Genomic DNA, 12,077 nt, shown 5'->3' with positions numbered 1-12,077 from the left:
AACTAATTTTCCTTTTATGGATAACCGAAATCTTCATTTAAGTTTTTAAAATCGTACTGAAATGTTATCGATTTCATTTTAATAGAAAAACGTTTACATGGTATGTTAGTATACTAGTATACCGAAATTAACATAAGAGGAGACTTCGACCATGACTAAAGAACAAATTGTCCCTGAACAGAATGCGTCGGCACAAAGCTCGAATGAATCATTGCCGTGGATGGATCAGTCACTGTCACCGCTTGAACGTGCCGAGAAACTTGTAGCCGCGATGACTTTAGAGCAGAAGATTGCCCAGCTTCACGGCGCGATGGAAACAATTAATATCTATTCCTTGCCGACTGCCGATGAAATGAATGCGATGGACGCGGAGGAGCAGGAGAAACTAATGGCTCAGCTCCAAGTGCAACGCCATGTTAAAGGTATCGAAGAACTTGGTATCCCGCGCTTCAGGATTACCAACGGCCCTGTTGGTGTCGGTATGGGTGACGGACATCCAAGCCCGCCAGCAACCGCATTGCCTATGACCATAGCTCTTGCTGCAGGCTTTGATGCTGAGCTTGCACATGACTATGGCGACATTATTGGGTCGGAAACTGCGACACTCGGCCAGCACGTACTTGAAGGACCGGGCGTCTGCTTGCACCGAACACCAATCGCGGGCCGTAACTTCGAGTATTTTTCCGAAGATCCATACCTTTCCGGAGTGATGGGTGTCGAAGTAACGAAGGCGATTCAGGCGCATAATGTGATTGCAATGGGCAAGCATTTTGTGGTCAACGATCAAGAGTATGAGCGCTTCCGCACCAGTGTCGAGGTGGATGAGCATGTGCTCCGTGAACTGTACCTGCTTCCGTTTGAAATGCTGGTAAAAGACGCTGACATTGCTGCAATTATGAGCGCATACAACCGCGTTCGTGGTGTTTACGCAACCGAGAATCGCTATATTTTAAATGACATTCTCCGAAACGAGTGGGGTTTCCAGGGCTATGTGCAGTCTGATTTCTGGTCGACCCGCTCTGCTGCTCCGTCACTGAACGCAGGCCTGGATCATGAAATGCCTGATGCCAAGTGGTTAAATGAAACAAACATCAAGAATGCACTCGAGGACACGAGCCTTGAAATTCAAACCGTCGATCGTGCACTGATTCGCCGATTCACACAGATGTTCCGATTCGGACACTTCGAGCGTCCATACAACCCTGGAGAAATAGACGCGAAAGCACATGGTGCTATCTCACGGAAAATCGGCGCCCAGACAGCGGTTCTTCTGAAAAACGAGGGCGAAATGCTGCCGCTTGACCCGAATGCTTATAAATCGATCGTAATTATTGGCCAGACCGAGTACGTTGACGACGCCTGCAATGGCGGCGGCGGCTCATCCAAAGTCGACCCGCTCTACACGGTTCCGCCAGTAGAGGGGATGCAGGACGTTCTGCAAGGTCTTGGTTCGGACGCGAAGGTTAGCAAGGTTACCGTTGAAAAAGACTTGTCCAACCTGGAAGAGGCCAAGTCGGCTGCTGCTGAAGCAGACCTCGTCATTCTGATGGCTGGTTTGGTGGCATCTGAGGGTGCAGATTTGCCAAGTCCAAACATGCTCAACGACCAGGATCGCATGGTTGACGAACTACTTGAAGTCAATCCGCAAACCGTTGTCGTTTTGAAAAATAGCAGCCCGGTATTAATGCCGTGGATTAACAAAGCACAGGCAGTTCTGGAAGCGTGGAACCAAGGTACAGAAGATGGTCATGTTGTTGCCGATCTGCTCTTCGGTGTTGTGAATCCATCCGGTAAGGTGCCTACTACGTACGCTGCATCTGAGGATGATCTCTTGTATGCAGGCCAGCCAGAGCGCTATCCTGGTACTGATGAAGGAGAGGGCTTCCCGGTTATCCGCTATTCCGAGGGCCTCAACATGGGTTACCGCTGGTTCCAGTCGCAGGGTAAAAAGCCGCTATTTCCGTTCGGATTCGGATTGTCTTACACTACGTTTGGACTTTCCAACTTCTCGGTAACTCCAGCGCAATCTGATGGCAAAGCTCCAATCACAGTAAACGTAACCGTGTCGAATACCGGAAAGGTTGCTGGCGCTGAAGTTGTCCAAGTCTACCTGGGCATTCCTGTAAAAGGCCAGCCGCCTAAGCGCCTGGTTGGATTCCAGAAAGTGCATCTCGAACCGGAACAGTCGAAAGAGGTTACAATCACAATCGACCCGGCTGCAACAAACCATCCAATGAGTGTATGGGACTATTACGAACATGACTTCGTGGTGAAGCCTGGCGAGTATAAGGTATACCTTGGGACATCCAGTGATGATACTCCTTTCGAAGGCACGGTAGTTGTTGACTAATATAATGAAAAAAGTCAGCTAAATGAACCTCGACAAGGGCGTGGTATATAGAAAAGGTGGGAAGCTGAATTCCCACCTTTTTTGCTTCTCAAAAGCTATATTTTACTGATTTCTATCCTCTATTTTTTCCAATCTTTCCTCCAGCTTTTTAATTTTGTCCATCTGATATACAACTAAAGAAAACGCAGATGTACCAAAGAAAAACCCTAACCATTCCATCGTATCCACCCCTAACCTATTTCTCTTTTATTATATTACCATGAATAATTCGATTATCTGTTTAGGGCTGCTATACTAAAATTAAATAGTTTCCCTTAATACTTATACTATGGAGGTTCATGACGTTAGTGGAAACGACCCTAACGTTCCTGATTAGAGTCTTGGTCATGTTTGTCGGTTATTTGGTGCTATCAAAAAAGGCTTCTCTTAGTCAAACTTGTATTATGAAAAGGGCTTTCTGGCAACCAGAGAGGTACTTTCAAAAATCTTGGGTACCGTGAACATACTTGCAGGATTTGTTGTTGTTCTTTTGCCTTTCATTTTGGCCTACCAACAAGGGAACCCATAGAAGAATAGCGTCGGATCGGTTAACGAATTAACTTCGCTTTTTTGAAGGAGGAATGATAATGAGTCATGATAAAGAAGGGTTCTATTGTAAAAGGTGCGGGAAGTTTCACGATGAACTTCCAATGAGTTATGGAAGTCCCATTCCTGATTATGTGTACGATATACCAATGGAAGAACAAGAAAGCCGAATAGAAATGAATGATGATTTGTGTATTATTGACGAAGAATATTACTTTATACGTGGATGTATAGAACTTCCTGTCATTGACGGTGAAGGACCTTTTACTTGGGATGTGTGGGTTTCATTAAGCAAAGCTAATTTCAATAAAACTATTGAAAATTGGGACATTCAGGGAAGAGAAGAAGAGCTTCAGCCAATGTTTGGGTGGTTATCGACTTCCATTCCTTGTTATCCAGAAACAATTAACTTAAAAACAATGGTTCATACCAGACCGGTTGGTGTAACCCCGTATATAGAGTTGGAGCCAATTGAGCATCCCTTAGCTTTAGAACAAAGAAATGGCATAACAATAGAACGAATAAAACAGCTTGCCGAAGGATTATGTGATCAAGATGACCCAGATTAATTTATTATCAGGCTACTTATGAGTTGTTCTTAAATAGATGGTGCTTTGCTCTAAGTAAGAGTAAGGCATTCCTTTGAAAATATAAAGGATTAAATTATCAGGTCCTTGTATGAATTAACTATTTGGCTTACGTAAAATTTTCTTCATAGATTCTAATATCCACCATAGAAATACTGTTACTAATGCACTTTCACAAGCACTTGTGCCAAGTATAAATAAAAGTGTTCCGAAATCCTCAAGTTCATTAAAGCCGAAAAGTGGTAGTTCCCAATAGTTAAAAATATTATTATAGCCAATTAAAAGAAGGATTACAGGAAACAGAGACCAAAAAAACTTCTTGATACTTTTAGGCAAATGTAGTTCCATATCATTAACCTCCTTAAAACAATTTTACCATAAAAATCCAACGCTCAAAGGGCAGGTTAGTGAAAAAAGAAATAGGATTTGGTAACGGAATTAATGAGATTAAAAATAGAGGTGAACAACGAATTTTTGAAGGGCGGATATTACGCAATGGATATAAGAAAACCAACTGATTTGGAACTCAAAGAGATTTTGGCCCTCTCCCCACAAGCTATTTATGATGGAACATTAGGTATGATTAAACCATTAAAAGAAAAAATTGAGCAACTCATTAAGCCACTCTTAAAAAAGGGATGCTATTATCTAATAGCTACAGAAAATGATAGGTTAATGGGTTGGATTCTCTTGGGAAAAAGTATAGACCCATTAACGGATAAGATAAATGGTTTTATTTATGAGCTATTTGTTTTAGAAGATTTTAGAGGACAGGGAATTTCAAAAAAATTGATGAAGTCAGGTATTGAGAATCTAAAACAAGACGGATACTCTGAAGTTCGACTAAGTGCATTTACGGGGAATCACGCAATTAAATTGTATGAGAAATTGGGGTTTAATACAAAGACGGTTACGATGAGTATGCCACTAGTTTAGGCAAATGGTGGTGGGATAGTGAAATGGACTTAAACAAACGGGTGCGTTGATCCAGGAAGGGTTAAGGCACTTTTTTATTGGATGTTAGCTTAAGAAGGTAAAGGTACAAATTGTGTTGAATTATATTAGCGATACCTTTATTAAAAGGGGTTGAGATGCCTATGACAATAGAGATACAACAAAAGAAAATTCGCCTTCAATATGGGGCGGAATTTTACTCTTCAGAAGATCATCTGAAACTCGGTATTTCCAGGAACGTTAGGGAAGGACTGATACAGATTAATGGACTACGATTACTACCCGAAGAAGGAACATCAGGATGGTTCATTTGGGCAGGGGAAGAATTTTCACAGGCACCAGATTTTTTTGAACCGTTGCATATTGCACATTTAGATGAATGGGTGCCGGATATAAAAAAGTATCTTGGATTAGCTCCTGGATGGAGATTTTTGATAGCAGGTGACTATGTAGATGTTTGGTTTGATGAGGGCTTGTTGGATCAGGATTAATTATAGCTTTTTAGTGCTGTGGTAGTTGGCATCATTGTTTTGATTAACTAACGTGGTTCCGACGATCCATTCTCCATTTGATGTTTTCTCTAATACAATCAGATATTTATAAATACCATGGGTATTTGGTTATCCAATGGTTGTAGGCATCAAAACGGTTCTCCTTTTTACATGGATTAAATGAAAACTCAGGAGCGAGTAAAAAAGGTTTTAAATATACAACGTAAGGGAGAGCTTTTGATGGTAGAACCATTCTTTCATGGATTTGTTCTTGCACTTGGATTAATTCTGCCACTTGGTGTGCAAAATGTCTTTATTTTTAATCAAGGGGCACTGCAACCACGGTATATCAATGTATTACCAGTGGTTTTAACAGCATCTTTATGCGACACACTGTTAATCTCGGTAGCTGTTTTAGGAGTATCGTTACTGGTTCTAGGTTCATTTTGGATTAAAGCAATTTTAATTGGCGGCGGGTTTATTTTTTTGGTCTATATGGGATGGACCACCTGGAACAGTAAACCAAATACTAAGAGTGGTTCAACTATCAATAAAGTTTCTTTAAAGAAACAAGTATTATTTACAGCATCGGTTTCGTTGTTAAACCCACATGCTATCATGGACACTGTCGGAGTAATTGGAACAAGCTCAATACAATACGAGGGAGAAGAAAAAATTATATTTGCTGTGACAGCCATTTTGGTTTCATGGATCTGGTTTTTTGGTCTGTCCCTGATTGGAAGAATCGCTGGAAAAATCGATAAATCCGGAAATTTTTTATTAATCCTGAATAAAATATCAGCAATAGTAATGTGGGCAGCGGCAGGTTATCTTGTTTTATCTTTAATGGATAAATAAAACAAATGATTAAGGTTTTAGCCAAGGTTTGTAAAACTTGCACCTAAAGGGGATAACCAATATGAGTCCCAGTGAAACTATTTATTTTTTTCTATTTGGAGTTGCGGTATTGGTTGGCATCATGTTTATTTGGCTTATATTTAGAAGACGGAAAAAATGGGCGATTTCGTTATCGGGCCTCCTTGTCATTGGGTATGTGGGATCCTATTTTTACTATCCTGCTTTGAAAGTGAATACGCATGCGGAAAGATATGAACAAGTCAAAGATTATTTGGGAAAAAACTATCCAAATGAGAAGTTTACTATTATCCCAAAACATTATGAAGAAGGATATACGGTCGGCCAGTTCGATATTAATACGATTGAAACACCAACGATAGGTGTAACATTACGTGTAGATAAGGAAGGGCAAGTGAAACAAATAGGTACTTGGACAAAACAGGATCATCCAAAACAGCAAGAACTATGGCGAGAAATTGAATTTATTCATGGCAGTACCTATTCGTTAGATAAAGAAATCCCGGAAATAACCAAACAAGATGAATGGATTGAGGGTCAGCTGACAGCATTTGCATTGACCATCAATGACAAGCCTGCGATTGCGATATTTAATTACTCAAGTGCAGGTTATAGTTTATTGGATTTGCAACAAGGAGAACGTGAAGGATTTGTTTCTATTGAAGAAGCTGGCTATGCATTTATCTATATTGATAAAAAGTATCAAGGCGAAACAGTTACGATTCACTTGAAAAATGGTGAAGAATACACATTGAATGTCGATCAGCATAAAGGTAAATTAATTGTTCAAAAATAATAGTCTGGTCGGCTGGTTACTGTAAGAAGGTAGGTAGTGCAATGGAATACTGGGAATTAACTGAAAACCCTGCGGATGAGATTTACAGGAAACTAATAAAAGTCCTGTGTGATAATTCAGATAAATTCTATTTTGTTACTAGGAAAGAACTTAAATACGATCAGGAAATACTTGTACAGTTTGAACCCTATATCATAGAAAGTTATAAAACAAAAGAATGGGCAAATACCATAACAAAAGGTCCAACAGCAACGGTTTATGTAATTGAGTCAAATAAAGAAACGTGTAAACTGTTACAACAATTTGCGAATACTTTATATGATTGGGTAGCTCCTAAGTTACCTGAAGACTTAACATTTATTAAGAATGATTTTGCTTGGTTTTCCTGTACAACCCACGAAGGATTTGGAGGTTTTTCCATTCGTTCTGCTTATTACAGGAATATAATTGGTGAAATTCACGGTTTAAAAATACAAAAAGTAGAATAGTTGTTGTTATGCTAACGGCCTGCTTATACACACTAATATAAAGAAAAGTCAGGGCTTTTTAACGGCCCTGAGCTTTTTGCAGGCTAATTTAATTGTTAAATAAACCTGCTAATTCAAGTGCGAAATAGCCATGTTAATTCGAATTTTGTATTTCAAAATTGAACGCGCTATATTTTTCAGGACTAAGGTTGAAAAGTGAAACCTTCAAGTAGTACATTTCCTTTGACCTATATTCATATCAGAGCATAAATCCCAAAAGGATGATGCTCCATTTTTGTTGGAATCATAAGTGGAGTAGAGAGGATGAAGCACTTTTTTATAAAATTTTCTCAAAAGCTTTAGAGGAGAAGTTTTGAACAAGGAATCGATAGATAGGAAGACGAATAGTAATAGTACAGTAGTTGTAGTTTAGTAAAACGAGGAGAGAAACGAATGAATTTAGGTAATCCAATTGCAATTGGAAATACTGCGAAAATCTATCTCCATAATGACAGGATTTACAAAGTTTTTAATGACTACTTGCCTGAAACAGAATCATTTATTGAATCTGAGAAGCAAAAATATGCTTATTCGTGTGGACTTCCTGTGCCAAAAATAATAGATGTTATGAAAATAGATGGCAAACAAGCGATTATTATGGAGTTTGTTAAGGGCAGATCAATAGGTGATATTCTTTCCGAAAACATCGAACAGGCAAAATACTACCTGAATCTTTCCGTTGAAATACAACAAGAAATTCATAAGGTTGAGGCGGATTCAATTGAGAATATGACTGAAAGATTAAACCGGCAAATCGAATCAGCTCATAATTTGGATAACAGACATAAGTCAGTTTTACTACGAAAATTAAATAGAATGACATTTAAGAGTATGCTATGTCACGGTGATTACCATCCATTTAATTTAATTATGTCAGGTAACAACGTAACAATCATTGATTGGGTGGATTCCAGTGCAGGCGATATACGAGCTGACATTTACCGTACATATCTTTTATACTCACAGGTTTCAAATGAATTAGCCGAGATGTATTTGCGGCTTTATTGTGAGAAAGGTGGTCTGGTAAAAGAGGAAGTGTTGCAATGGGCTCCAATTATAGCAGCTGCAAGACTTTCGGAAAAAGTGTCGGCTCAGGACTCAAAACGTCTTCTAGACATAATAAATCAGTCCTGCCCTTTATAAATGAAATGAACTACCGGGGATAGGTATATCCTTAATTTGCTGAAGGACAAGGTGGCTTTTACTTTTAACAAACGGGGGTTAGGGAATGAATAAGAACTTGATCTCATTTTCTATATTATTTTTTGGGCTGTGTATTGTTTTGAGTTCATGGATATATTCAAATACACTTAAATATATTTCAAACGAACAGAGGATAGCAGCCGCTGAGCAGCCCAATCAAGAACTAAACCGATTTGAACTTATTGTGGTTAATGAAAACAATATTATTATTTATGATAAGCAAAATGGAGATACTTGGAGAAAATTCATTCAAAGTGGTGAAGGGCCAACAGAATGGGAGAAACAATCACTAACAAATTAAATAATAACCCTTTGATTGTTTTCCCTTCTAAGAACAACAGGTTCGTTGAACAGAAAGGATTAACCCGCTTTTGTTTTAACTTCTAATTGAACAAATGAGTTGAAAAAGATATGGGGGATAAAAAAGTGGACGAAAATAAAAGTTTCACGTTATATATCAATGTATTAATAGGGGCAATAGGAACCATCCTAATTGGATTGGCTGCTATGAGTACGTTATCTAACCGAGATCATTCGGTTTATCTCATGCTTTTTGGTGGATTTATTCTGGTGATTACTTACATAAATTACTTAGAGAAAAAAGCCGGACTTAAAAATTCAGTCATTTGGGCAAGGTCAATAGGTTCAATTGTAATCTTTTTAGCTTTGGGGTACATTTACTTCTTCTAAATAAGAGTCATCTGTTTTGAAGGTATTTAATAAAAATATTAATTAAAAAGGAGCAAAATAAACTTGGATTACGGTGAAGGTTTTCAAATAAAAATTGCTACAATTGACGACAGTAGTGTAATTATTAATATGTTAAAGCTGATAGCTCAATGGATGAAAGATAATGATATAGATCAATGGAGATTTCTATTAGATGGTGGTGACGATCAAGAAATTGAACAAGCGATAACCAGTCAAGAAACATACATTGTTCTAAAAGATAACGATATTGTAGCTACGTTCACACTATTATCTGAACAAAGCGAATGGGATAGGCATATTTGGGGAAGTGATATTTCTTCACAATCGCTTTATTTACATAGACTTGCAATTATTCCTGCTTATATGAAAAAAGGTTTGGGCAAAAGTATACTGACTTGGATACAAGACAATGTAAGTCATAAGGAATATCTTAGATTAGATTGTGTTACAGATAATAGTAAACTAAATAACTTCTATAAGAACAATGACTTTGAACTTATTGGTGTAACCGATGGACATAGTAAATATCAAAAAAGCATGGAAAAGAATTAGAAATCCTTCACTATATGGGGGATTGGTCCGAGAAGGATTAATGGCTTTTTTTTATTAAAAAAGACTGAATTGTTGAATAAATGGTTCTTTATTAATAAAATTATATGTTCATAAAGTCTGAAACAAGGGGGATGGGGAAATGATAAAGGGGCTATATGAAGCACATTTACCAGTAAAAAGTTTAGAGAATTCAATCGAATTTTACGAAAGGTTAGGTTTGGAGTTAGCTTTTCGTGATGAGGAAACTGCATTCTTTTGGATTGAAAAAGAAAAAAGCTGGTTAGGGTTGTGGGAAGGAAAGGAGTACCAAACTCCATACCATCCTTCTTTAAGGCATATTGCTTTTCGAGTCGAATTTGAGGATTTAAAAGAGTCTGTAAAATGGCTTGAATCCATCAAAGTTGAGCCTGTACCTTTTGGAAGCAGAACATCAATTGAGCCTTTTGTAAGACCAAATCAAGGAAATGCTTCGGTTTACTTTAATGATCCAGATGGAAATAGCTTAGAATTAATGTGTTATGTTAACGTTCCAGATGAACTAAAACAAAGTACGGAAAAGTTGTCTCTTGAGGAATTTGAGAAGTTAGTCAGCAGTAAATTGACATAATCGCCCCTTAAAAATGCACTTAAAACATACGGGTGAATAGTTGAGCCTTTAACGGTATTGGTAAGGTTTCCTTCTTTTAGGTTAGCGAGACACTATAATCATTTAGAGTTCTTTTCTTATTTTAAAAAAGGACCGTCTTTGAGGAACGATTAGGAGGGTATGGCAAATTACTTTTTAACCATACTCTCCTGCCATTCGTTTTAGTTTACCAATTGTTTATTTGCCGTAGCAGAACTAGTGGAAAGTGACTTTCATAATCACCACCACAGCTTATCGGGGGTAAAATCTTTATTGGCGTGAAAAAAAGAGTCATCCATTGGATTTTTTGAGTTATGTTCATCCCTTTTTTTCAAGCTTCTTGAAATCATCAAATAGTTAAACATAAAACTATACCGATAAAAGATCCAATGAAACCAATTCCGGAATATCCCGTTAAGATGCAAGATTGTCCAATGCCCAAAAATATCAAATTGAATAAAGAATTTCTTACAAGAATCCCTCTCCTCGGATTATTCATTTATTTAATTGCATCGTTATTTCTTCAAGGACTTTTTCTGATTCTGCCAGCGTAAATTCCTTTGTTATGTTCATTTCAACTCCATAGCTTCCACCGGCGGCATTTATAGTTGCCAGGACGAACTCGCCTGCAGGACGTTCTAAGTGTTGGTATTGTACCGGGAGGTCATTGATTGTTCTTTGTTGAGTGTCAGAATCACCTACTTCAACGGTGCCTGGGCGATAAACGATGCTAAAAGCCTTCCTGCCAGTATAAGGGCCATAAAGAAGCTCACTTTCCTGTTCCTTATTCCAGCGCTCGCGATTTTCCTCCTTGGCGAAAAGCGGGTCCATTTCACCTTTTGTCATTCCATACGAAAGTGTCAGGTCAGTTGGCTTTGGCAGAAAAGAAGGTTTGGAGATAGATGCAAACGTGATAGGATAGTCATCAAACTCAAAGATTACTACTTCCTGGCCAAATTCTTTTGTAGCTTCCGTTTCGATTGCAGCCGAAACCTGTTCATTTTTACTTAAAAAGGTGTTCAATAAAATGCTTCCTATCAGTATGACAATGACTGTAGTCAAAGCAGGTAAAACAAAGGAAGGGAATTTAGATATAGGTTTCAGTTCGGGAGTACTCACTACCTTTTTCGCAAACATTCTTGCTTCTGAATTATTTAATGTGAGCTGGCTGAAATAGCGTTCATCCAGCGATGTTTTAAGAGTCTGTTTAAAGTTATTCATTGAAATCAAACCTCCTTTTTAGCAAGTCCTTACTGCGGAGCAGCCTGGTCTTAACTGTATTAACATTCAAATTAAGCAGGAAACTGATTTCATTTGTATCAAAATCATGATAGTAATAGAGGATGACCACTTCCCGGTATTTTAGTGGCAGCTTCATAATGGTTTCGGCAAGTTCATGGTTCTGCAGTTTGTTCATAACGGTTCGTTCCACTTCATTTGCCCCGGGTTCTTCCTTCAACCAGCTGGTTAGCTGCACTTTCCGGTAATTCCAGCTCTTTAAATAATCCTTTGACTTGTTAATCGCAATTTTAAGAATCCACGTCTTCATTGAACTCTCTCCACGGAAGTCCTTTAACTTATGAAAAACAGTCAGGAATACCTCCTGTGTGATATCCTCCACCATGTGATAATCCTTCACATATGTAAAAATTACTTTTCGAATATCATTTAAATAGGTTTCAACAATGTCATAAAAACCAGCTTCAACCTCTAGTTTCGAATGCCCCAAAAGTTCCCCCTCCTTTTTCTCCCCTATACTATAACTGACGACACAGAGACGGTGTGGGGTTCAAAAAATATTTTTAGAAGCTTCCCTTAGT

15 protein-coding genes are annotated in these 12,077 nt (G+C 38.3%); 12 read left to right on the top strand and 3 right to left on the bottom strand.

Annotation, left to right across the window (positions count from 1 at the left end):
- Nucleotides 1-151: 151 nt before the first annotated feature.
- Both A8F94_RS16395 and A8F94_RS16390 read left to right on the top strand, forming a co-directional pair.
- Entirely contained in the window at nucleotides 152-2,350 is a 2,199-nt protein-coding gene (locus A8F94_RS16395; RefSeq protein ID WP_066202640.1) for a beta-glucosidase family protein, read from the top strand.
- Nucleotides 2,351-2,976: 626 nt separating this feature from the next.
- On the top strand, nucleotides 2,977-3,504 hold the full coding sequence (locus tag A8F94_RS16390; protein ID WP_066202638.1) for a DUF2199 domain-containing protein: 528 nt from the start codon (nucleotides 2,977-2,979) through the stop codon (nucleotides 3,502-3,504).
- 114 nt (nucleotides 3,505-3,618) lie between these two features.
- Here A8F94_RS16390 and A8F94_RS16385 read toward each other — a convergent pair whose 3' ends face one another.
- Entirely contained in the window at nucleotides 3,619-3,870 is a 252-nt protein-coding gene (locus A8F94_RS16385) for a hypothetical protein (protein ID WP_066202635.1), read from the bottom strand.
- A gap of 147 nt (nucleotides 3,871-4,017) precedes the next feature.
- On the opposite strand from A8F94_RS16385, the gene A8F94_RS16380 reads away from it, so the two are divergent.
- The 10 genes from A8F94_RS16380 to A8F94_RS16335 all read left to right on the top strand — a co-directional run bounded on the left by A8F94_RS16380 (nucleotide 4,018) and on the right by A8F94_RS16335 (nucleotide 10,239).
- Nucleotides 4,018-4,458 carry a GNAT family N-acetyltransferase gene (locus A8F94_RS16380; protein WP_066204009.1) on the top strand — a complete coding sequence of 147 codons (441 nt, stop codon included), beginning with the start codon at nucleotides 4,018-4,020 and terminating at the stop codon, nucleotides 4,456-4,458.
- 161 nt (nucleotides 4,459-4,619) lie between these two features.
- A complete protein-coding gene (locus tag A8F94_RS16375) occupies nucleotides 4,620-4,967 on the top strand; it encodes an immunity protein Imm33 domain-containing protein (protein ID WP_254660878.1) in 348 nt (115 codons plus the stop codon).
- Between the two features lie 240 nt (nucleotides 4,968-5,207).
- Nucleotides 5,208-5,825: a LysE/ArgO family amino acid transporter gene (locus A8F94_RS16370; RefSeq protein WP_066202630.1), complete on the top strand. Its 618-nt coding sequence runs from the start codon at nucleotides 5,208-5,210 to the stop codon at nucleotides 5,823-5,825.
- Nucleotides 5,826-5,886: 61 nt separating this feature from the next.
- Nucleotides 5,887-6,639 carry a hypothetical protein gene (locus tag A8F94_RS16365; protein WP_066202627.1) on the top strand — a complete coding sequence of 251 codons (753 nt, stop codon included), beginning with the start codon at nucleotides 5,887-5,889 and terminating at the stop codon, nucleotides 6,637-6,639.
- A 41-nt stretch (nucleotides 6,640-6,680) separates the two neighbouring features.
- Nucleotides 6,681-7,127, top strand: coding sequence for a hypothetical protein (locus tag A8F94_RS16360; RefSeq protein ID WP_066202624.1), 447 nt, complete (start codon nucleotides 6,681-6,683; stop codon nucleotides 7,125-7,127).
- A gap of 432 nt (nucleotides 7,128-7,559) precedes the next feature.
- Nucleotides 7,560-8,309 (top strand): phosphotransferase family protein, encoded by a 750-nt coding sequence (locus A8F94_RS16355; RefSeq protein WP_066202622.1) that lies wholly within the window; start codon nucleotides 7,560-7,562, stop codon nucleotides 8,307-8,309.
- 85 nt (nucleotides 8,310-8,394) lie between these two features.
- On the top strand, nucleotides 8,395-8,670 hold the full coding sequence (locus A8F94_RS16350) for a hypothetical protein (RefSeq protein ID WP_066202620.1): 276 nt from the start codon (nucleotides 8,395-8,397) through the stop codon (nucleotides 8,668-8,670).
- 125 nt (nucleotides 8,671-8,795) lie between these two features.
- On the top strand, nucleotides 8,796-9,059 hold the full coding sequence (locus tag A8F94_RS16345) for a hypothetical protein (protein ID WP_066202618.1): 264 nt from the start codon (nucleotides 8,796-8,798) through the stop codon (nucleotides 9,057-9,059).
- Between the two features lie 63 nt (nucleotides 9,060-9,122).
- Complete coding sequence (locus tag A8F94_RS16340) at nucleotides 9,123-9,632, top strand: GNAT family N-acetyltransferase (RefSeq protein WP_077247774.1); 510 nt, start codon at nucleotides 9,123-9,125, stop codon at nucleotides 9,630-9,632.
- Nucleotides 9,633-9,771: 139 nt separating this feature from the next.
- Nucleotides 9,772-10,239, top strand: coding sequence for a VOC family protein (locus tag A8F94_RS16335; RefSeq protein WP_066202614.1), 468 nt, complete (start codon nucleotides 9,772-9,774; stop codon nucleotides 10,237-10,239).
- A gap of 513 nt (nucleotides 10,240-10,752) precedes the next feature.
- Here the strand turns inward: A8F94_RS16335 and A8F94_RS16330 are convergent.
- Both A8F94_RS16330 and A8F94_RS16325 read right to left on the bottom strand, forming a co-directional pair.
- Entirely contained in the window at nucleotides 10,753-11,478 is a 726-nt protein-coding gene (locus A8F94_RS16330) for a hypothetical protein (protein ID WP_066202612.1), read from the bottom strand.
- Nucleotides 11,471-11,986 (bottom strand): sigma-70 family RNA polymerase sigma factor, encoded by a 516-nt coding sequence (locus A8F94_RS16325; protein ID WP_175384448.1) that lies wholly within the window; start codon nucleotides 11,984-11,986, stop codon nucleotides 11,471-11,473. Before A8F94_RS16325 ends, A8F94_RS16330 begins: the two co-directional genes overlap by 8 nt.
- Between the last annotated feature and the right edge of the window lie 91 nt (nucleotides 11,987-12,077).

It is taken from the genome of Bacillus sp. FJAT-27225 (assembly GCF_001685025.1).
Taxonomy (GTDB): domain Bacteria; phylum Bacillota; class Bacilli; order Bacillales; family Cytobacillaceae; genus Bacillus_D.
This window is presented reverse-complemented; position numbering and strand designations above follow the sequence as displayed.